The sequence below is a fragment of the Shewanella sp. ANA-3 genome, from assembly GCF_000203935.1.
Taxonomy (GTDB): Bacteria; Pseudomonadota; Gammaproteobacteria; order Enterobacterales; family Shewanellaceae; genus Shewanella.
On record NC_008577.1, the window covers coordinates 4798827 to 4819887 of the forward strand.

17 protein-coding genes and 1 pseudogene are annotated in these 21061 nt (G+C 47.5%); 8 read left to right on the forward strand and 10 right to left on the reverse strand.

Going from position 1 to position 21061, the window contains the following annotated elements:
* Window positions 1-7 precede the first annotated feature (7 nt).
* Genes SHEWANA3_RS20885 through SHEWANA3_RS20900 form a run of 4 tightly spaced genes read left to right on the forward strand, consistent with a single transcriptional unit; the run spans window position 8 to window position 3215 of the window.
* Complete coding sequence (locus SHEWANA3_RS20885; protein WP_011718714.1) at window positions 8-553, forward strand: hypothetical protein; 546 nt, start codon at window positions 8-10, stop codon at window positions 551-553.
* Window positions 553-1611 carry a COX15/CtaA family protein gene (locus tag SHEWANA3_RS20890; RefSeq protein WP_011718715.1) on the forward strand — a complete coding sequence of 353 codons (1059 nt, stop codon included), beginning with the start codon at window positions 553-555 and terminating at the stop codon, window positions 1609-1611. The genes SHEWANA3_RS20885 and SHEWANA3_RS20890 overlap by 1 nt, the downstream gene beginning before the upstream one ends.
* A 17-nt stretch (window positions 1612-1628) precedes the next feature.
* Entirely contained in the window at window positions 1629-2531 is a 903-nt protein-coding gene (gene cyoE, locus SHEWANA3_RS20895) for a heme o synthase (protein WP_011718716.1), read from the forward strand.
* A 54-nt stretch (window positions 2532-2585) separates the two neighbouring features.
* Complete coding sequence (locus SHEWANA3_RS20900; protein ID WP_166485393.1) at window positions 2586-3215, forward strand: SCO family protein; 630 nt, start codon at window positions 2586-2588, stop codon at window positions 3213-3215.
* A gap of 11 nt (window positions 3216-3226) precedes the next feature.
* Here the strand turns inward: SHEWANA3_RS20900 and SHEWANA3_RS20905 are convergent, their stop codons facing one another.
* Complete coding sequence (locus SHEWANA3_RS20905; protein ID WP_011718718.1) at window positions 3227-4273, reverse strand: polysaccharide deacetylase family protein; 1047 nt, start codon at window positions 4271-4273, stop codon at window positions 3227-3229.
* Window positions 4274-4295: 22 nt separating this feature from the next.
* Between SHEWANA3_RS20905 and SHEWANA3_RS20910 the strand changes: the two genes are divergently transcribed.
* Both SHEWANA3_RS20910 and SHEWANA3_RS20915 read left to right on the forward strand, forming a co-directional pair.
* The gene (locus SHEWANA3_RS20910; protein WP_011718719.1) at window positions 4296-5663 is read left to right on the forward strand and encodes an MATE family efflux transporter; all 1368 of its coding nucleotides are present in this window, start codon (window positions 4296-4298) and stop codon (window positions 5661-5663) included.
* Window positions 5664-5740: 77 nt separating this feature from the next.
* Window positions 5741-7678, forward strand: a pseudogene (locus SHEWANA3_RS20915) (S9 family peptidase).
* 63 nt (window positions 7679-7741) lie between these two features.
* Here SHEWANA3_RS20915 and nfuA read toward each other — a convergent pair.
* From nfuA to SHEWANA3_RS20950, 7 genes are all read right to left on the reverse strand, one after another.
* Window positions 7742-8320, reverse strand: coding sequence for a Fe-S biogenesis protein NfuA (gene nfuA / locus SHEWANA3_RS20920; protein ID WP_011624525.1), 579 nt, complete (start codon window positions 8318-8320; stop codon window positions 7742-7744).
* Between the two features lie 227 nt (window positions 8321-8547).
* Complete coding sequence (gene urdA / locus SHEWANA3_RS20925; protein ID WP_011718720.1) at window positions 8548-10296, reverse strand: urocanate reductase; 1749 nt, start codon at window positions 10294-10296, stop codon at window positions 8548-8550.
* 89 nt (window positions 10297-10385) lie between these two features.
* Window positions 10386-11150 carry an outer membrane protein OmpK gene (locus tag SHEWANA3_RS20930; RefSeq protein ID WP_011718721.1) on the reverse strand — a complete coding sequence of 255 codons (765 nt, stop codon included), beginning with the start codon at window positions 11148-11150 and terminating at the stop codon, window positions 10386-10388.
* A 187-nt stretch (window positions 11151-11337) separates the two neighbouring features.
* A complete protein-coding gene (locus SHEWANA3_RS20935) occupies window positions 11338-12579 on the reverse strand; it encodes a HAMP domain-containing sensor histidine kinase (protein WP_011718722.1) in 1242 nt (413 codons plus the stop codon).
* Window positions 12566-13243, reverse strand: coding sequence for a response regulator transcription factor (locus tag SHEWANA3_RS20940; protein ID WP_011718723.1), 678 nt, complete (start codon window positions 13241-13243; stop codon window positions 12566-12568). Before SHEWANA3_RS20940 ends, SHEWANA3_RS20935 begins: the two co-directional genes overlap by 14 nt.
* A 2-nt stretch (window positions 13244-13245) precedes the next feature.
* A complete protein-coding gene (locus SHEWANA3_RS20945; RefSeq protein ID WP_011718724.1) occupies window positions 13246-13992 on the reverse strand; it encodes a helix-turn-helix transcriptional regulator in 747 nt (248 codons plus the stop codon).
* A gap of 168 nt (window positions 13993-14160) precedes the next feature.
* Window positions 14161-14949, reverse strand: coding sequence for a ComF family protein (locus SHEWANA3_RS20950; RefSeq protein WP_011718725.1), 789 nt, complete (start codon window positions 14947-14949; stop codon window positions 14161-14163).
* A 25-nt stretch (window positions 14950-14974) separates the two neighbouring features.
* Here SHEWANA3_RS20950 and bioH point away from each other — a divergent pair, with 25 nt between their 5' ends.
* Window positions 14975-15769 (forward strand): pimeloyl-ACP methyl ester esterase BioH, encoded by a 795-nt coding sequence (gene bioH, locus SHEWANA3_RS20955; protein WP_011718726.1) that lies wholly within the window; start codon window positions 14975-14977, stop codon window positions 15767-15769.
* A 61-nt stretch (window positions 15770-15830) separates the two neighbouring features.
* On the forward strand, window positions 15831-16385 hold the full coding sequence (locus SHEWANA3_RS20960; protein ID WP_011718727.1) for a hypothetical protein: 555 nt from the start codon (window positions 15831-15833) through the stop codon (window positions 16383-16385).
* A 66-nt stretch (window positions 16386-16451) separates the two neighbouring features.
* Here SHEWANA3_RS20960 and SHEWANA3_RS20965 read toward each other — a convergent pair whose 3' ends face one another.
* Together SHEWANA3_RS20965 and SHEWANA3_RS20970 are read right to left on the reverse strand one after the other, a co-directional pair.
* Window positions 16452-18416: an LTA synthase family protein gene (locus tag SHEWANA3_RS20965; RefSeq protein ID WP_011718728.1), complete on the reverse strand. Its 1965-nt coding sequence runs from the start codon at window positions 18414-18416 to the stop codon at window positions 16452-16454.
* A 217-nt stretch (window positions 18417-18633) separates the two neighbouring features.
* Window positions 18634-20973 (reverse strand): Tex family protein, encoded by a 2340-nt coding sequence (locus SHEWANA3_RS20970; RefSeq protein ID WP_011718729.1) that lies wholly within the window; start codon window positions 20971-20973, stop codon window positions 18634-18636.
* Between the last annotated feature and the right edge of the window lie 88 nt (window positions 20974-21061).

Consider the following 21061-nt stretch of genomic DNA (forward strand, 5'->3'; position numbering starts at 1 on the left):
AGCAAATATGGACTCCCAACAAACAGCCAAATACCGCGCATTGGGGTTATTACTACTGGCCTTTATCGCGCCTGTGGTCATCGCTAAGTTAGTGCTGAGCATGCATTGGTATCAAGGCGGTTCCACCAACCACGGTGAGCTCATTAGCCCAGAAACCAGTTATACCAGTCTTGGCCTTAACAATCCTCAGCCTAAGGAATGGCAACTGCTGTATTTATTGCCCGCAAAGTGCGATGAGGCTTGCCGCGAGCGCTTGTATATCCTGCGTCAGAGCCATACCGCCTTAGGGCCAGATCAGGCTCGTGTCGAACCGCTTATTCTTGTAAACCCAGACAGTGACTTAAGCGCATTAAGCAGCTTTAACTTCAACACTCAGCCCGCCAGCCAAAGCCTCAGCCATTGGCTTGACCAACAGCAGCTGATTATTGTCGATCCACTCGGCGCACTCGTGCTGCGTTATCCCCAAGTACAAGGCAAGGCGGCACATTTAGCTCAGGGTAAGGCCTTGGTCGCGGATCTCCGTAAGTTATTAAAACTATCGAGGGTAGACTAATGCAACTGACTTGGCTCCTACGCATCACCATAGTCTTTACTCTGTTAGTGATTTTAATGGGGGCTTACACTCGGCTCTCGGACGCGGGACTTGGCTGCCCAGATTGGCCCGGTTGCTACGGCCATATCAAAGTGCCCACCCACGACCATGAAATCTCCCATGCCCAAACCCTGTTTCCAGACCACGATATCCATCCCGAAAAAGCCTGGCTCGAGATGATCCACAGGTATATCGCGGGCGCCTTGGGCATACTAGTGTTACTGATTTTGATCCTTTGCTTGAAAACATCCCAAGCCCCAAAAAAGCTGCCCTTAGCCATAGTGTTACTCATCATCTTTCAGGCGGCCTTGGGGATGTGGACTGTGACAATGAAATTAATGCCGATAGTTGTGATGTCCCATTTAATTGGCGGCTTTAGCTTGCTCTCGCTCCTGCTCTTGCTGTATCTGCGAACACGTCCGAGGCGAATTTTCGAAACCGCGGATATTCACAATCAGCGTGTTGCGGGCGCAGGATTTAATGGCTCCCATGGTTCGCGGATAGGCACGAGCCTTAAATTTCTCGGCCAGAGTAAACACTTACCGAAACTGGCGTTGCTGAGTCTGGTGGTGTTGATAGGTCAAATCATGCTCGGCGCTTGGACCTCCTCCAACTATGCCGCCCTCGCCTGCACGGCTCTGCCGATTTGTGAAGGCAATTGGATGGATAATCTCGCCATTGCCGATGCGTTTTCCCCTTTTCAAGGGCAACACCCAAGCTTTGAATTTGGCGTATTGGATTACCATGCCCGCATGACCATTCATATCGCCCACCGTGTTGGCGCCATCATTACCGCCAGTCTATTGTTGTTGCTCGCCTATCGGTTATTTTTCAGCACTCAGCTCAAGGCCCTAAGCCTATTGTTGGTCGCCTTAGTGATACTGCAAGTCAGTTTAGGGATTTCAAACGTGGTAATGCATTTACCACTAGGGATTGCCGTTTCCCACAATGGCGGCGCGGCACTGTTACTACTCACCTTAGTCGCGATTAACTATTTCCTTTGGCGCAGGGCACCTTAATTATCGGGGGATGTATCATGGCAAAACCACTCTCTATCAGCAGTCACCCCAGTGTGCATTTGGCTTGGCGTGCCTATTTCGAGATGACCAAACCTAAGGTAGTGGCCTTAATGCTGCTCACCGTCTTAGTCGGTATGTGTTTAGCCATGCCCACCATACTGCCAGTTAAACCCTTAGTAGCAGGCCTACTCGGCATCGCCATGATGGCAGGTTCGGCCGCCGCCTTAAACCATCTGATTGATAGGCGAATCGACGGCATGATGGCACGCACCTATAACCGACCACTGCCCAAAGGCCGAGTCTCGGCGACGAGGGCGTTGTTGTTCGCGGCACTCTTAGGCTGCCTAGGTTTTGTGATCCTCTATGTTTTTACTAATCCGCTCACCGCTTGGCTGACCTTTGCCAGCTTGATTGGTTACGCCTTGATTTATACCGCCTATTTAAAACGGGCCACGCCACAAAACATTGTCATTGGCGGTTTAGCGGGTGCGATGCCGCCGCTCTTGGGTTGGACGGCGGTGACAAATCAATTCCATGGTCATGCGCTATTGCTCGTCATCATCATATTCCTGTGGACGCCGCCGCATTTTTGGGCTCTGGCGATTCACAGACGCGCAGAATATGCCAAAGTGGATATTCCCATGCTGCCCGTGACCCATGGGGTAGAATTTACTAAGACCTGTATCTTGCTCTATACGATTTTGCTGGCGATGGCTTGTCTATTGCCCGTACTAGTCGGGATGAGTGGACCGCTCTACTTTGTGTGCTCAAGCTTGCTCAGCACAGGATTTATTTATAAAGCGTGGCAGTTAAAGTATCAGGACAGCGAAGGGCTGGCGATGCAGGTGTTTCGTTTTTCGATTTATCATTTAATGTTGTTATTCATGGCATTACTGCTCGACCACTATCTTTGGGCTTAATGTGCAACGAGCGATGGGGCGAGCATGGTCAAAGGACAAAATATGCAAACAAGAATCTCCAACAAGATTTTAGTGATAGCGATTCTATTAATAGGGTTGGGCGGACTATTTGCAGTGAAGTTCAATCCACCTAAGCCCGTTGAGTTAGAGAGTGGTTTTTTGTTTCCCGAGGCGTTCGAGCTAGCGCCCTTTGAGCTTGTCGATCAACAGCAGAAACCCTTTACCAATGCGAATTTGAATGACCAATGGAGCCTATTCTTTATCGGCTTTACCTATTGCCCCGATGTCTGCCCGACCACCTTAAACAAGCTCGCCGCCGCCTATCCTGAGCTGAAAAAAATTGCGCCCATTCAAATCGTGTTTTTATCCGTGGATCCGAAGCGGGACACCCCAGAGAAACTCCTCACCTATGTGAATTTCTTTAATCCTGAGTTTAAGGCAGTGACGGGTGAGCAAACCCAAATCTTCCCCCTCACCCGCAGCCTAGGCCTCACCTATGCCATGGTCGGCGAAGGGGATAATTATCAAGTCGATCATAGTGCTGGCTATGTACTGGTTTCTCCCCAAGGCACGCGGGTCGCGGTGTTTAAACCCACCGCAGCCTTAGGTAAAGCCCCTCAAGTACTCAACGACGCCTTGATCGGCGACTTCGATAAAATCGTTAAAAGCTACAAACCTAAATAGCCGCCGACGTGTTACTCTTTAACCCAAGTGCCGTCGTCTTTGGGTCTCACCCATGCCTGCGAAAACCAGTAATAGCCGTTGCGCGTCTTGCTTGGCGCCGTGCAATTGTAGCGTGAGCGACCAGCGGGTAAGGCTAAATCGGCTTGAATGCTAAATTCATTATCACTGTTCCAAGTTGGTGTTTTAGCGCCTTGCCCTTGGATATAACACATGACTTGCTTGGCCGAAATATCGCTCATATCCAGCTTAACCTTAAGTTCGGGGCGCCAATGCCCGCCCTTAAGCTCAGGATCGCTAGGCGTTTGCTCAAGCACTGGCATATTGAGGCTGTATAACTTGGCTTTTAGGCTTTTTAGATCTGCATATTGCCCCGCCACCGGGAAACGCGGCAGCGCCGTGAGTGGTGAATAGGGACCAGCCGCACCTGACTGCTGACCAAAGGCAACGAAGCCATTGTCGGTTAACATATCCTGAATCGCCTGATTGTATTCGCCATAGGGATAGGCCAGCATTTTAAAGTTCTGTCCAGTCGCCTCACGAATCGCGTTTTCGGTGTCTAGAATATTGGCTTTAATTCGCGCTAGCCATTGGCTTTGGGATTCATTGTCGAGTTTGCGGATCAGATGCTCATGGGCCCAGCTGTGGTTAGCGATGTCGGCCCCTTCCTTGGAGAGCTTAATCAGATCTTCCCAAGCCATCATCTCGGTAAACTTTTGTTTAATCGGCTCAATTGCCACAAATAGGGTGTAGGGAAAACCAAATTCCTTTAGGATAGGGTGCGCTGTGGTCGCGATGCTGCGATAACCATCATCGAAGGTGATCGCCACCGTTTTGGCGGGTAAATCTTGCTTGTTTTTGATCGCCTCAACCACCTGCGACAAGGGGATTACCTTAAAACCATCGTCCGCCAGAAACTGCATTTGCTCACGAAATTGTGCAGGCGTGACGCTAGTCGCCGCCGGCGTGGTTTCTGACACATGGTGATACTGTAAAATGACCACAGCATGGGCCGAGAAAGTCATCAGCCCTAAGAGTGCTAATAACGCACGTTTAACCATAATGTGAATACCTCTGAAATCAATGACTACCGCAAAATCCACCGCACTCGCGCTCCTGTTGAATGGCACCAAGAATCGCCAGCTGCTCGCGCTTGCCCTGCCGATGATCCTCTCCAATATCACGGTTCCGCTGTTGGGATTAGTCGATACGGCTGTCATCGGGCATTTAAGTGACGCCTATTATTTAGGGGGCGTTGCACTCGGGTCAACGATTATCACATTAATCATTTGGTTATTAGGCTTTTTACGGATGGCGACCACGGGATTGGTCGCACAGGCCTATGGCGCAAATGATCTTAACGCCCAATTAAAATTGCTAGTCCAAGGCGCCATGTTGGCGACAGGGCTGGGTATCGCGGTGATCCTATTGCAGATCCCGATACTGAATTTATCGCTTAGCCTCTCCGAGGCGAGTGTCGAAGTGGAGCGTTATTGCCGAGAATATTTTCAAGTCCGCGTTTGGTCGACGCCATTCGCCCTGCTCAACTTAGTGATGCTCGGCTGGCTCCTTGGCAGACAACAACCTAAGGCGGCCATGTGGCAGCTTATCTTCGCCAACGTAGCCAATATTATCCTCGATGTACTGTTTGTAATCGGATTTGGCTGGGACGTTAAAGGAGCGGCACTCGCCTCAGTATGTGCGGATATCACCGCCTTTAGCGTTGCGCTCTACATGGTATTACAACAACTTAAACTGTCGTCTCAGTTTACATTTGGCCACTTGCGTATCCATCTAACGTTTGTCGGTTACGGCCAGCTGCTTAGGCTCAATACAGATATTTTTATCCGCAGCCTGTGCCTGCAAGCCGCCTTCGCCTTTATGACCTTTCACGGTGCGGGCCTTGGGGATAATACGGTCGCAGCCAATGCGGTGTTATTGAATTTACTGTTATTAATCGCCTACGCCCTCGATGGCATTGCCTATTATGCCGAGGCGGAAGTGGGCAAAGCCTACGGACAAAAACGCACACAACCACTGCGCGAAGCAGTACTCCTGGCTTGGTGTTGGTCCGCCATCTCTGCATTGGGTTTCAGTCTGATATTTTATCTTTTCGGCGACCGTATCATCGGGCTGCTAACCAATATTGATGAGGTGAGAACCACAGCGCAAATTTATCTGCCTTGGCTGATATTACTGCCGCTTTGGTCTTTTAGTTCCTATCTGTTTGATGGGGTTTATATTGGCGCCGCTAAGGGTAAAGTGATGCGTAACAGTATGATTATCGCTACATTTGGCGCCTTCTTCCCGGCATGGTATTTGCTGCAGTCGCTGTTACCTTCCGAGCAGGCTAACCATGCACTATGGGCGGCCATGACGGCCTTTATGCTAACGCGCAGCCTCACCCTAGCGACACATTACCGCTTTAGCAAGGCATTTATTCTTAATTAGTTCTGTAAAGACAGTGGCTTACTTAAGGTTATCCCATTAAGATACGCGTCATTATTGTAATAAAATTGTGATGCGCTATGAAAAGGATTTTACCTTTGTTACTCCTGTGGCTAAGCCTGCCACTGCTTGCCCAAACCGTACCACAGCTTCCGGTCGAGGCCTTTGCCAGTATTCCCGATGTCAGCTCTGTCCAACTGTCGCCCGATGGAAAAAAAATTGCCTCTATCGTTCGGGTAGACCAGCCCAAACTTAAGGGCACAGTGGTCAGTATTCTCGATTTAGAAACGGGCAACAAAGACTACGCGATTCATACCGATAACCAGAAGTTTGTCCTGCTGTCATTACAGTGGGCAAATGACAACACTTTGCTGATCAGCGCTAAGTTTCCGGCAAATCGCTATGGCACACCGACGACCTAAACTCGCTTGGTGAAGTACGATTTAACCACGCGAAAAACCACGAGCGTGCTCGCCCGTAGCGTCATCGACCGACTCAGTTGGATCCCCCAACATCAGGGACAGATTATCGATATGATGCCGGATGACCCTGATAATATCTTGCTCTCCCTCGATGGTATGGGCGAAGAAGTGGGTGAAGACAGCGTAATGAGAGTCAATCTCTCTCAGGGTAAATCTGCGTTTATTCAAAACTCTAAACGTAAAATCATCGGCTGGATTACCGACAGGCAGCACAAGGTGCGTATCTCCATCTATAACGATGACACTGAATATAGGATCTACGAACAGCCGGAACAAAAAACGGAGCCACGCCTGCTCTGGACCTTTAAAGCCTTCTCCGATGAGAGTGTCTGGCCACTGGGCTTCGATGCGGATCCCAACATCTTGTTCGTACGCGCCTATCACCAAGGCTTTGAAGCTATCTTCAAGGTGAATTTAACCGATCCTAAGCTCACTAAGGAGCTAGTGTACGCCAACGAAGATACCGATGTTGAAGGCAATCTCATCTATTCGGAACTTAAGAAAAAAGTCATTGGGATCAGTGAAGGTGACGGCGAGGAATATACCTTCTGGGATCCTGAATATGCGGGTCTGCAAAATGGACTGAAAGCGGTATTGCCCAATGCCCATAACTACATTACCCAATTTAGCGCGGATGAACGCCGCTATATCGTCTACTCCACCAGTTCGACGCAACCTGGTACCTATTACTTCGGCGATAGGGATGAAAAGGCACTGTTTCCGATTGCCGACAGATATAGTCAGCTAAGTAGCGAGCAACTCGCCGACACTCACTATCTGAGCTACGAAGCGCGGGATAAACTCAAAATCGATGCTTACCTGACAGTGCCAAAGGGTTTGGAGGCCAAGCAACTACCCACCATTATCTTCCCCCACGGCGGCCCCATAAGTTACGACAGTAACGACTTCGATTATTGGGCGCAGTTTTTCGCCAACCGTGGCTACGCGGTATTTCGAATGAACTTTAGGGGCTCGGCGGGCTACGGCTATGAGTTTATGAAGGCCGGCCTCAAAAGCTGGGGGCTCGAAATGCAAAACGATGTGGAAGATGGAACACGTTACCTAATCAATCAAGGGATTAGCGATCCACAGCGTATCTGTATCGTCGGCGCGAGTTATGGTGGTTATGCCGCCTTAATGGGCGCGGCGATGACACCTGATCTGTACCGCTGCGCGGTCAGTGTGGCTGGCGTAACAGATGTGGCTTACCTAGTGAAATCCAGTCGCCGTTTTACCAATTATGAAGTCGTTAAAGAACAAATTGGCGATGATTTTAGCGCCCTCTATGAACGCTCACCCGTTAGTAAAGCCGATAAGATCACCATCCCGGTATTACTACTGCATGGCGATAAGGACCGAGTGGTTAAGGTGCAACATAGTCGCGAAATGTTTGACGAACTGAAATCACGTAAGAAAAACGTCGAATATATTGAGCTCGAAAATGGTGACCATTATTTAAGCAATAATGACCATAGGTTAACCACCTTTAAGGCGCTCGATAAGTTTTTAGCCGACAACCTGAAAACCCAACTGTGACAACAAAGTACCATAAAAAAACGCGACTCATTGGTCGCGTTTTTTATTAAGTTCAACACCAGCTTAAGCGTAAGAATGCGCGCCGTGTTGGTGATCGGTCACATCGCTCACACCAGAGAGTTCACCTGGGAACATATCTAATAGTTGCTTCTCGATACCATCTTTTAAAGTGATATCGACCTGTGAACAACCGTTACAACCGCCACCAAACTGCAGTACTGCTACGCCTTCTTGGGTGATTTCAACCAACATGATGTTACCACCATGGCTTGCCAGTTGTGGGTTGATTTCAGATTGGATCACATATTCAACACGCTCGGCTAAAGGCGCATCGGAAGCCACTTTACGCATTTTAGCGTTAGGGGCTTTAAGGGTTAATTGCGAACCTAATTGGTCGGTCACGAAGTCGATTGAGGCTTCTTCTAAGAAAGGCGCACTCTTCTCGTCAACCATAGCGCTAAAGCCATTGAATTCTAATTCAATATCATCGCTTTCAACAGCGTCAGGCGGGCAGTAAGACACGCCACACTCGGCTTGTGCGGTACCAGGACTGATCACAAATACGCGAATATGAGTGCCTTCAGGTTGATCGGCTAACAACTTTACAAAATGGGCCTGAGCCGCATCGGAAATAGTAATCATGGAAACCAGCTCCGTCAGGGGATACCTGAGTGTTTTAGTAAGAATTAGGCGTATGATACTCCTACTCACACGCGCTTTGTAGTCCCTAGGGTAGCAAGTTCTGGAATTTTGCAAAATCCATCACGCTTTCATGATCAGGTAAAGGGCTCAAATAAATGAGTAAAATACCCTTCTTTAAAAGCAAAAAAGCGACCGAAAGGCCGCTTTTACTTGGGACAAACAATACTCTACTTAGCGGCTTCTTGGCCTGCAATTCGACCAAACACAATAATATCTGTGTACGCATTTCCACCCAGTCGGTTTGTACCGTGGGTTAAGCCTGTCACTTCACCTGCGGCAAATAAGCCAGGAATAATATTTCCTTTTTCATCTAGCACTCGAGTCTGAGTATCAACCACTAAGCCACCCATAGTGTGATGTACTGAAGGGGTCGCTTTTAAAATCCAATATGGTCCTTTGCTTAAATCGACTAAACCAGAGCGATGATTAAAGGCTTCATCCTTGCCAGTTGCGGCATAGTGATTAACGTCTTTAATCGTTGCTAATAGCTTCTCTTCAGGAATATTAAAGACTTTGGCCGCTTCTTCTAGGGTGTCAACCTTGTGCATTAGCCCATCTTTGGTAAATTCTTTAAGTTCGCCTTGGTGCATTTCAACCGTATGGGCAACGTCCTCAATAGCCTGATTCCACAACACATAGGTATAACGACCAGGTTGGCCCAGAATAGCTTGTGAAATCACGTCACGACGCTCTAATTCTTCCACAAAACGCTCACCCTTCTGGTTAATTAGCACAGCTCCGAAAAAACGCGCATCAGCAATTAAAGCAATCGCACCTGAGGTTGGGCTACAGATAGGATATGACTGGATATAGCCCATATTTTTAGCCGCGGCGTGAATCTGCTCCGCCATAACAATCCCATCACCAGTACCACCTGAATGTCCCGTACTGCCGTAACGCTCATCTAACTCAGGGTTGTATTTCTTACGCATTTCCATATTTGATGAGAAGCCACCAGTGGCAACAATCACACCGCGTTTAGCATGATAAGTGATGGTTTTACCATTGTGAGTCGCCTCGACGCCAACAACCCGCCCCGTTTGATCTTGAAGTAATCGCTCCGCTTTGGTGTTGGTGTGAATAGGCAAACCGACTTCTTCAGCCTTGATAGAAAACTTGCTGATCACTTCAGCGCCGGTGTGGCCTTTAGGGATTAAAGCCCGCTTAACGCTATGCCCACCAAACTGGAATAATTGATCGGGATAAAACTCAACTTTTACATAATCCCTTAACCACTCTGCGGCCTCGACAGCATTGTCCGCCATGGTCTTAACCATTTCAGGGTCACCCTTAAAATCCCCACCTTTTAAGGTATCGCTGATAAATAGCTCTTTGCTATCAGTTATACCCATGTTTTTTTGTACCCAGCTCCCGGCCACATTCATCTCAGCGCCTGAAATCAATGAGTTACCACCAACGATCGGCATTTTTTCAATAATAACAGCCGTTCGACCAGCCGCCATAGCCTCTAAACCTGCACTAAAGCCAGCCCCACCCGAACCAATCACAACTACGTCGTAGGTATATTCAGTCGGTGTTACAGCTTCCGTTTTTTTCGCGGCAGCAACGGCAGCCAATGTGACGCCAGCGGCTTCAATACTTTTACTGACGGCTTCTTTAAGTGCATTTGAAGTCACTGTCGCCCCAGTAATACCGTCAACATCAACAGAGTTGTTATCAATAATCGCTTGCTTCACATCACGAAATACTGCTCCCGCAAGAACTTTATTTTCCTTTTGCTTGAGTACATCAATCGCAACGATATGCCCGTCTTCAAATGTCGTTTCAACCTGCACCTCGCCATGTTTACCCTGAGCCGTACCTTGGCTTTTGACTATTTGATGTGTCACTTGACAGCCCGCAGCCACAATGAGTGCAGTAATAGCAAGACCTATGATGGATTGTTTATAATGCATTACAGTCCCTCTGTATTAAAAATTTTAAAAATTAATATGAATTAGAAGTAAAAGGCTTATTTAAAATATTTAGCAAGTTATACAATCATTTAAAACTGGTAACCAATAGACACACCATATTCAATACCATCATTATATTGTGACCCCCAACTATCATAATGGGTAAGATGTAGTTTGGTGTATATTGAGTCGGTTAATAATGTTTGCAAAGTGGTTATGATTTGATGACCATAACTATCATAAGAAAAAAGTTCCTGATGCGCTTTATCCCGATCAATTTGAGCCTCGTAATTTAGACTAAAGCTATGTTTAAGCCCTAATAGCTCAAACGGATATTTTGCATTCAATACAACTGCGTAGCCGGATAAATCGTTGAATTTCTCTGATGTAGGAGAAAAGTTACCAAAGGTATAATTGAAGCCAACGCCGTAATTTAGTGATAGCGCCTTAATTTTTGCATTATGTGTAAAGCCGAAATAAAGATTATCTTCAACTAAGGTTTCACTTGCTGATACAAAGTTTTGCGTCCAAAAATTGAAATTTGATTCACCAATTTTATTTTCCAGTATCATTAATGACTTAAGTGTTGTTTTTCCATCTTGATTCTTCTGATTCTCCGCCAGTTCAGCAGGGTTTTCTAATTTTACATTCGCAAAATAGGTACCCCAATCCGCAATTCCCAAATGATTTAACTTAACAAATGGTTGATTAAATACTCCTGGGTTATCATCTTCTGTACTATTGGTATAAAACTTATAACCAAGATCGACACTAGTTTTAGCCACATCGGCATAGATTGAAGTACTAATAAACACTGTACTTAACAAAGCAGCCACTATGCTTTTATTCAACATAAATCCTCCATACCCTTATATATTACTAGAAGGTAGTTCCCTTACCGACAATAGATTTATCGATATAGAAACCATTTATGGATATTTTTACAACAATAGTTAAAATGGCTATGTGATCTATGATTTAAATTTTTTTTGGGTTTTGAATGTGTGTGGTTTTATGCAGTAAATGCATAATTTAATCGGCTTACATTATTTCTAATCTTGCTATAAATAGATTGTTTTTTGATGATGTATAAAAAATCCATCCTAATTGCTGCGCTAACCGTCTGACTAATAATAAACCTAAGCCAAAACCACTATGATCTTGATCGCTATACGAGTTAACAATCTCTATTGTGCAACCCTCTTGAATGATAAATATATCTACACTGCCATGCTCAATACTATTTCTTAACAAATTACTGATAATAATCCGCAACGGATGGAGCTGAACTAAGAGTCGAGTATTATCTGTCACTAACTGTATATTGCGGTCCAATCCATGCACCCACTTTTGCTCCTCTACAATACCAACAAGTAAAGGAGAAATGGCCACCATCTCCTTTTCCATGACAGAGCACTCCTTATTTGTTAGCCAGAGTAATGTTTCAATGAGTGACTTCATTTGTCTCGTTGCTTGCGAAGCATGTAAAGTCGCACCAGTCAGTTCACCTTGCTGCAACTCGAGGATTTCAAATGAAGACTGACATATTGCAACTGGCGTACGCAATTCGTGACTAGCAAAACGTAAGAAATTCAGCTCTCGCTGCTGGGCTTCTTGGAGTTGTAATATAGAATGATCTAATGCATCAACAATTGCCTGTAATTCAGCATATTCTTGTTTTGGCAAACGAAGTCTGCCCCCCACCTCCCAATCATGCTGTTTAATCGCATGACTAATTTGATGAACTGGTTTAATCACTTTGCTCTGCATATAAAATGCAAGGCTTGCACTTGCACAAAAGGTTATCAGTACAAGTAACAAGATGGCCGTCATGTTTTTTGGCGCAAATTGCAAATCATGTGTAACACTGTAGTTCAGCCAAATATAGAGGGGTTGACCTGCTTGCGTGTAGTACACACTTAATGCATCAACAAAAGGACCTTCGGCATGCTCATACAAAATTTTGTTCGCATCTGTTAAGACCTCATTATTACTTAACTCTCTAATTTGAGCAGGAATATCTAACCAATGAAGATATACGGTTAAGTGATCAGTTTTTAGAATTGGTGGATTAATCGCTTGCTGTGATTGAATATGCGGACTCGTTTTCAATAGCACTTCAGCTGCTTGCCCAACATTATGGATAGTGACTTCATGCATAGAAATCATCCCAGCGCACATCATGCATAGAGGGATAAAACTATTAACTGCTAATGTTATTAATAGAAAAATAACACCCCAAACTTGATAACTTCGTTTGAGACTGAGCTTAGGCATTTGCATCAAAATCGTCCCTAAGACTTAATCCGACCCCACGAATCGTATGCAATAATTGGCTTTTGAAGGGTCTATCGATCACCCTTCGTAGAAGATGAATATGACTACGTAGGCTATCACTATCAGGAATAGTATCGGGCCAAATGACTCGCTCGATTTCTTCTCGACTTACGGTTTCAGGGCTGCGTCGCGCTAATAAAGCTAAGATCTGCCAACTCGTTTTAGATAAGGTAAGCAGTTGATCTTGTCGATAAACTAAATGATTTCCAAAATCTATTTCTAGATCGCCGATAACTAAACGTTGAGGTGCAGGTCGACGTTGGGCAACGACTTTCAATCGTGCGACTAACTCTTCCATCGCGAAGGGTTTAACTAAATAATCGTCAGCACCAACAGCGAATCCATCCAAACGTTCCCTCAAGCTACTGCGTGCAGTTAACATAATAATTGGTGAAGTAATGCACTGCGCTTTCCATCGCTCACAGGCTTTTATTCCATCACCATCCGGTAAATTCAGGTCAAGAATAACTACGTCGAATTGTTGCTGACTAATAAGCATATCAGCTTGCGCCAAGTTAAATGCGTAATCACATTCGATGCCACTTAACTCAAGGTATTGAATGATGTTATTTGATAAAAGTCGATTATCCTCAACCAGTAAGACCAACATATTTAAATCAACTCATATTGATGTGCCAAATGAATCAAGTTTGCTCGATTAGCTGCACCAAATTTTTTTCGCATGGATTCCATATGATATTCAACTCCCCTAACACTTATCGGGAGCTGAGTAGAAATTTCATCGTTTTGCAGACCATTGGCGACCATTTGCAAAATATCTCTGGCATTTTCTTTTAGCAGGGAACTTTGTAGAAATGGGTTAAACATTGGCTTGTTGCATTCAAACAGTTTGTACTGAGCCTCCTTCAACACATCGGCCAATCCGTCTAACACAATTTCTGAGTAACTTTGTTGACTCAACAGCATAAAGCGGCCAGTCCAACGACATTGGTCGTGACACACAATCGGCCAACTCAAGACTGTTTGAATATTGTGTTTCTGAAACAACGCACAGGCCTTAGTATCTTTTTCATTTGTCAGTCTATATACATAGGGTTTTGATGTATCGAGTGAAAGCCCAAAATTAGTGTCATTAGCTGCCACCTGATTTAAATAAAAACGCTGCAATTGAGCAACGATGGGTGAAGAAGCTACGCTAGCGATCGGTTTACGCAGTGCTATTGGGGAAAAGAGACTAGTATCTTCCGGAAAATGATAGTTTTCATAGGCGCAGTGTGGGATCCCTTGAAACCAGAAACCACTAAAACCGTGCAGTTTCAATGAAGTACTAATCCCCTGAATAACATCTTTTAACGTCGATACTGTACTGGCATTTGATAGCGCATGTTTAGCATCCATAAATACCCCCAAACCAAATAATAAGTAAATTACCTCAATACAAAAAACAAACAAAATCTATTGATACATATACTTACATCTGATCCCAAAAATAAAACTTATTTTTTATTTCCCGTTTTTTTTGACATTGTTTTGACGTAAGCAAAGGTAAAATGCATTGCCGCTTGCCTACTCCTCGAACGCTTCCAACAACCCCGGTGCTTCCGCTCTGGCGAGACACCATATTTGCACCTGTATATATCGCGCCTCGAACAAACGGGCAATTTCTGCCACTGTTGTGCCAGTCGTCACCACATCGTCCACCAGCGCAATCCGTTGATAAGCAAAATCTGCATTTAACTCAAAAGCATCCTGTAGATTTCGTCGTCGCTGTGTGCCATTGAGTCCGGCTTGTGGGCGGGTATCCTGCCGCCGAATTAATCCGTCACAGGCCAGTGGCAGCGAGAGCTGCTTCGATAATTCATGGGCGATGAGCCAAGCCTGATTAAATCCACGTTGGCGCAGCCGATTCGGGTGTAAAGGGACTGGCACTATGGCCTGCGGTAGCGTGATGAATCCTTGCTGTTCAAGCTGACCAATGCGCGCCACTAAGGCTTGGCACAGAATGGGTAAGGCGGCGAGTTGCCCCTGATATTTAATGGCCGCTATCCAAGGGCCAAAACCTTGATGATAACTGCAAGGTGCGATGACTTTTCGCGGTTGATGCCGTTGGCACTCTCCGCAATATTCGAGTTCAAGTGACATGGATTTGCCACAACCTAAGCAAATTGGGCTTTGATACAAACCCGTTTGTAGACATACCTGACAAAATCCCGCTTCCTTTGCATTGAGGGATTGGTGGCACAGTAAGCAGCGGTTAGGTAAACTGCCCGCCAAGTAACGCTGCCCCAAATGCGAAACTATGCGTAACAGCTTCGCCCCCTGTTGCGACCAAGTCCATTTGCTATCGCCCGACATACAACTTCCTATTAGAGGTATTTTAGTGAACTCTGCGACGCCAACCCATTATCCCCAACTGCATATCGACACCCGAGGCCAAGGGCCGGATCTGGTAATGCTCCACGGTTGGGGGGTTAATAGCGCCGTCTTTACGCCGCTCCATGAGCAGCTTTCTGAGTATAGAGTCCACTATGTCGATCTGCCGGGCTTTGGCTTAAGTCAGCCAATCGCAGGCAATTTATCGACTTGGGTGGATGCGCTAATCCATGCCTTACCCGCCAATGCGATTTGGGCCGGCTGGTCACTGGGTGGCTTAGTGGCCACCCAAGCCGCCATAAGCTATCCATCCCATGTCAGAGGATTAATCACTATCGCCTCCTCGCCCTGTTTTATGGCGAGGGAGGAAGAAGCATGGCCAGGCATTCCACCGCAGGTGCTTAGCATGTTTGGCGAGCAGCTTGGACAAAATTTACCAAAGACGATTGAGCGCTTTTTAGCGATTCAGGCCATGGGCAGCGAAACCGCTAAAGACGATATCAAGCAGCTGCGGGATTTAGTGCTAGCGCGCCCGCTACCTGATGCAGCCGCCTTAACGCAAGGTCTTGATATGTTGAATCAAATCGATCTTAGGCCGCAATTATCGGCGATACAGCAACCTTGGCTGCGGATCTGGGGTCGACTCGATGGACTCGTGCCCAAACGCGTTCAACCTAAGATGCCCACAGCAAGCCACATCACAGATGTGATGCTCGCCAAGGCATCCCACGCACCGTTTGTGTCCCACAGGGAAGAATTCGTGCAGGCAATTACACCTTGGCTGGCGCAATTCAAGGACTAACGCTTTATCTTTGTGCAATAAGTGGCTAGTATTTAACCATTAAGGCCACAAGGAATTTTCCATGCTGCTTGTCAGTAACTACCCCCAAGTTCCGATAGCGACGACCAATGTCGCGACGGACTCGGCTCGGGTCGACAATCAGCTCAAACCCGTGGTTATCCCGCCGCAGGCCGCGACTAAGGGCCATGAAGAGCGCGCCTTTAATCCGCAAAATGAACGTACCGCAGATCAAACTCAGCAACAGGCACGTTTGCTCGAGCAAAATCAGCAACAAGTTCAAGACAAACAGCAACAGCAGCAGTCTTCACAGCAACAGAGCCAGCAACAGCAAGAGAAGCAAGCTCCGATAGTTGCTGCCGATCGGGCGCTCCCCAAAACTCTTAAAGTGCCAGTGCGCGGCCCAGCGGCGCTGCAGCGTAAAGATATTCGACTAAAGGTCGGTCAAAACACTCCTCGCCCCGCCAATACCACAGCGAACACCACGACAGCGACGACGCGTCAGCCGATGCAAGGGGAGTCTCCTCAGTTTTATCAACAGGTTGGCCAGCGTATTGGGCAATATTATGCGCAGCAGACTCAGCCCGAAGCCGAACCTGCTATGTCGGCTTGGATTTAAGATCTGCTGGTTTAAAGACAAGTTTCAAAATAAAAATGCCGCTAATCAGCGGCATTTTTAATTCGGTTATTTACCCGAGCGATACAGCTCTTGCTGGTAGGCTAGGCTGCCCCACAGGGCCCAACCTAAGGCCTTTTTCTCCAGCGCCTGCGCCGCTGGGGCATAAGGCGTTAAGTGCTCAGTCTTTTCATCATACTGGAAGCCCTGCGCCGCTTTTTCTGGCTGCAGGATAACCACATCTTTACCTTCCATCAGGGCAAAGTTTTTATCGTATTGCATCAGCGCACGCCCCGGCCAATCATCGCTAACCTGAGTTAAGTCACGGCCTAGCATAGGGTAAGAGTCTGAAATGCCAATCAAAGATAACAGAGTTGGCGGCAAGTCGATTTGACTCACGACACGGTGATCGCGTTTTGGCGCAACATTATCCCCAATAATTAGCCCCGGAATACGGAAGCGCGATACAGGCACCAGATCGGCCCCACCAACGCGGCTGTCGTGGTCGGCGACTACGATGAAGACAGTGTCCTTCCAGTAGTCAGCATTTTTCGCCAGTTTGAAGAACTCACCAATTGCATAATCGGCATATTTAGCCGCGTTATTGCGGGTCTGCTTAGGTTGTTCATACAGCTCAATACGGCCATCGGGGAATTCGAATGGATCGTGGTTACTCGAGCTAAAGACTAAGCTAAAGAATGACTTACCTTCACTGTGAAGACGCTCAAACTCACTGTTCGCCTTACGCATTAAATCTTCGTCGGATGCGCCCCAGGAGCCAACAAAGGCCGGGGACTGATAATCCTTCTGGTCGATAATGTCGCTAAATCCATTACCGAGAAAGAAGCTGCGCATATTGTCGAAATGACTCTCACCGCCGTAGATAAATGGGGTGGTATAGCCGTGGTTTTTCAGCAATTCGGCGAGGGTGAAAAAGCCCGTCTGACTCTTACCGAGTTTAACCACGGCGCGGGCCGGCGTTGGGGTAAAACCTGTCGTCACCGCTTCGATTCCGCGCACTGAACGTGTGCCAGTGGCGTAAAGATTATCGAAATACCAACCTTCCTGTGAGAGCGCATCGATATTCGGCGTTAAAGGCATACCGCCTAAACTCCCCACAAAACGGGCGCCTAAGCTTTCCTGCAACAGGATCACAAGATTTTTCGGTTTACCGTTGTAACTGGCTTGGTTAAAGCTTAATGAGGGGATATCGCTCGAAGTAAAGGCACTCTCAGGGCGGCCACTCTCTTGCCTGATTGTGTTGATGATCTCATCTCTATCCAATGAGCCATACACCTTAGAGGCGTCTTCTTCGCTGCCCATTTGCTTAATCGCAAACACTAACGAATAAGCGGAGTTAATCACGAGGGAGTTCACTAATGGATCGTCGGCAAATGCCACCATCGCGGGGTTGATTGGACGATGGCCTAAGGTTGAACGCGCGCCTAATAGAGTGACCACTATCACCATGACAGCGAGCACAGGACGCCAATACCAACGTGGGAAACGCAGATTCTTAGTCAACTTACCACTGAGTGTCCAACCGCCCCACAGCGTCGCGAGGGTGAGCAGCACAGAGAAAATCAGCTCCAGCTTGCGTCCCGCCCACAGCATCGACAGCACTTCTTTGGGGTAAATCAAATACTCCACATACAAGCGGTTCGGGCGAATGCCGTATTCTTCAATAAAGGCTGGCGTTGAAACCTCAAGGAATACAATGGCCCACAGACCTAAGGTTAACCATAGGCGCAGCACCCCTTGCCAAATGCGGCCTAGCAGATGATCGCCTGAAAACAACGCCGTACCTAAGGCAGCGACGCCCCATAACCAACACAGGGTTGCGATATCGACACGAATACCTTGCAGTAACAGATGCGACCAACCGTCAACGGCGGCCACGCGTTCGCCCTGCCACAGGCCTAAGCCAATGCGGCTAGCCGTAGCAATAGCGAGTACTAACAGACTGAAAATAAGAATGACGCGAAACGGCCCATGGGCGGGCTGACGTCCACGAGCGGATAAACCTGACTGCATGTATAACCCCAAAACAGTAAACTTCCACTCAGCTTTGGAGTGTCAATTTGAGAAAAATCGGTGAAAAAGTTGTGTTATGACAACCGATTTTGCTTAACGTTGCATTAAATGCCGACTTTATATTACCTAGGACAGCATATATGCAACAATTTTGTGGCTAACAAGTAAAAAAATGTCGGCTCGCACACAAGTGTATATTCGAGCCGACCTAGTCAGATTACTTTTTCAGCTTAGCGAAGGCGTCGGCAAAGGCATTGCCCATAGCCGCGTTGACAGGTGCAGCTTTTGGCGCGGGACGTGCAGATTTATGCTGTGCATTGCCCTTATGAGCCTGTGGCTTACCTTGAGATGGACCGCGTGATTGACTCTTGCTCTGATCGATAGCCTCGTCCAGACGCATACTCAAGCCAATACGACGACGCTCGACATCGACCTCCATCACCTTCACTTTCACGACATCACCCGCTTTCACCACGGTATGGGGATCGGTAATAAACTTGTCGGTTAATGACGAGATATGCACTAAACCATCTTGATGCACGCCGATATCCACAAAGGCACCAAAGTTAGTCACGTTAGTGACAACACCTTCGAGGATCATCTCAGGTTTCAGATCCTTAAGCTCCTCAACCCCATCCTTAAATTTGGCGGTTTTAAACTCACCACGGGGGTCACGGCCCGGTTTATCCAGCTCGCTTAGGATGTCGGTCACTGTCGGTAAACCAAACTCAGGGGTCGTAAACTCCTGCGGCTTGATATTACGTAGCAGCTCAGAATTACCGATAAGACTCGCCAGCTCCACTTGCTTGGTCTTAGCGATAGTTTCGACCAGTGCATAGGCTTCGGGGTGAACCGCCGACATATCTAAGGGATTGTCGCCATCACGGATCCGCAAAAAGCCCGCGGCTTGTTCAAAGGCTTTAGGGCCTAAGCGTGGCACTTTCAGCAGTTCTTTACGGTTTTTGAAGGCGCCATTGGCATCGCGGTAGTCGACCACGTTTTTCGCTAAGGTCTTGTTTAACCCTGCAACTTGCGACAGCAAAGGCACCGATGCCATGTTTAAATCCACGCCCACACCGTTTACGCAGTCTTCGACCACGGCTTCGAGCGAGCTAGACAGCTGGCTTTGACTCACATCGTGCTGGTATTGACCCACACCGATGGATTTTGGCTCAATCTTCACCAGTTCCGCTAAGGGATCCTGTAAACGGCGAGCAATCGAAACGGCGCCACGGATAGACACGTCCAACTCAGGGAACTCCAGTGCGGCGAGTTCAGAGGCGGAATACACGGACGCACCCGCTTCACTCACCATCACCTTGGTCAGTTGCGGTTGGCTGTCCTTAAGGCTGGCAATCAACTCACCCGCTAACTTGTCAGTTTCGCGTGATGCAGTGCCGTTACCAATCGCGATTAATTCTACCTTATGCATTTGCGCTAGGTTGGCGAGGGTGCGAATCGACTTGTCCCACAAATTCTGCGGCGCATGTGGGAAGATAGTCGTGTGTGCCACTAACTTACCCGTGTTATCCACTATAGCCACTTTAACGCCCGTGCGTAGACCAGGGTCTAGCCCCATGGTGGCTTTGGCACCCGCTGGTGCGGCCATTAACAAGTCGCCTAAGTTACGGGCAAACACCTTAATGGCTTCCGCTTCGGCGCGCTCACGCATTTGCGAGATAAACTCGGTTTCCATCTGCAGAGCAATTTTAATCCGCCATGTGGCGGTCACGACGGTCTTAAGCCATTGGTCAACACTGCTCTCGCCAAGTTTCAGGCCTAAGTGTTCGCTAATAATGACTTCGCAGTAACTGCCCTGACCCGCTTCGGCTGCAGGATCGGCATTCATTGATAAGGAGAGGAAGCCCTCATTGCGGCCACGCAACATCGCCAAGGCGCGGTGTGACGGCACTTTCGCCAGAGGTTCATTGTGCTCGAAATAGTCGCGAAACTTCGCGCCTTCCTTCTCTTTGCCTGCGATAACGCGGCTTTCTAACACACTGTTTTGACTTAGGTGGTCACGAACTTTACGCAGTAATTCCGCATCTTCGGCGTAACGCTCCATCAGAATATAACGGGCGCCTTCCAGCACGGCTTTGGTATCGGCAAAACCCGCTTCGAGATTTAGATAACCCGCGGCCAATGCTTCAATATCCGCCTTGCGATCGGCAAGCACAGCTTCAACAAGCGGTTCTAAACCCGCTTCAATCGCAATTTGGCCCTTAGTGCGGCGCTTAGGCTTGAAGGGAAGATACAGATCCTCGAGGCGAGTCTTACTGTCGGCACCTTCGATTTCCCTTTGTAATTCAGGCGTTAACTTACCCTGAGTTTGAATGCTGGATAAAATGACCTGACGTCTGTCATTCAGCTCACGTAAATAGCCTAAACGGGTGTGCAGTGTACGTAATTGGGTGTCATCTAAACCACCGGTCGCTTCTTTACGGTAACGGGCGACGAAGGGAACTGTGGCACCATTGTCGAGCAAATCTATGGTGGCAGTGACTTGATGCTCCTGAACATTCAGTTCCTGAGCAATAATTTGGGCAATAGTCTGCATAAATAAAGTATCGTGCCTAAGGGTTTGATTGATCCTAATTGCGCCCAAGATACCACAGGCGCAGTCGTTATTTCATATGATGCTGTCG

Excerpts from the sequence above, each read along its gene's own strand:
- SHEWANA3_RS20885 (WP_011718714.1), top strand. The coding sequence starts at position 8 with ATGGACTCCCAACAAACAGCCAAATACCGCGCATTGGGGTTATTACTA.
- SHEWANA3_RS20890 (WP_011718715.1), top strand. The coding sequence starts at position 553 with ATGCAACTGACTTGGCTCCTACGCATCACCATAGTCTTTACTCTGTTA.
- cyoE (WP_011718716.1), top strand. The coding sequence starts at position 1,629 with ATGGCAAAACCACTCTCTATCAGCAGTCACCCCAGTGTGCATTTGGCT.
- SHEWANA3_RS20905 (WP_011718718.1), bottom strand. The coding sequence starts at position 4,273 with ATGGTTAAACGTGCGTTATTAGCACTCTTAGGGCTGATGACTTTCTCG.
- SHEWANA3_RS20910 (WP_011718719.1), top strand. The coding sequence starts at position 4,296 with ATGACTACCGCAAAATCCACCGCACTCGCGCTCCTGTTGAATGGCACC.
- nfuA (WP_011624525.1), bottom strand. The coding sequence starts at position 8,320 with ATGATTACTATTTCCGATGCGGCTCAGGCCCATTTTGTAAAGTTGTTA.
- urdA (WP_011718720.1), bottom strand. The coding sequence starts at position 10,296 with ATGCATTATAAACAATCCATCATAGGTCTTGCTATTACTGCACTCATT.
- SHEWANA3_RS20930 (WP_011718721.1), bottom strand. The coding sequence starts at position 11,150 with ATGTTGAATAAAAGCATAGTGGCTGCTTTGTTAAGTACAGTGTTTATT.
- SHEWANA3_RS20935 (WP_011718722.1), bottom strand. The coding sequence starts at position 12,579 with ATGCAAATGCCTAAGCTCAGTCTCAAACGAAGTTATCAAGTTTGGGGT.
- SHEWANA3_RS20940 (WP_011718723.1), bottom strand. The coding sequence starts at position 13,243 with ATGTTGGTCTTACTGGTTGAGGATAATCGACTTTTATCAAATAACATC.
- SHEWANA3_RS20945 (WP_011718724.1), bottom strand. The coding sequence starts at position 13,992 with ATGGATGCTAAACATGCGCTATCAAATGCCAGTACAGTATCGACGTTA.
- SHEWANA3_RS20950 (WP_011718725.1), bottom strand. The coding sequence starts at position 14,949 with ATGTCGGGCGATAGCAAATGGACTTGGTCGCAACAGGGGGCGAAGCTG.
- SHEWANA3_RS20960 (WP_011718727.1), top strand. The coding sequence starts at position 15,831 with ATGCTGCTTGTCAGTAACTACCCCCAAGTTCCGATAGCGACGACCAAT.
- SHEWANA3_RS20965 (WP_011718728.1), bottom strand. The coding sequence starts at position 18,416 with ATGCAGTCAGGTTTATCCGCTCGTGGACGTCAGCCCGCCCATGGGCCG.
- SHEWANA3_RS20970 (WP_011718729.1), bottom strand. The coding sequence starts at position 20,973 with ATGCAGACTATTGCCCAAATTATTGCTCAGGAACTGAATGTTCAGGAG.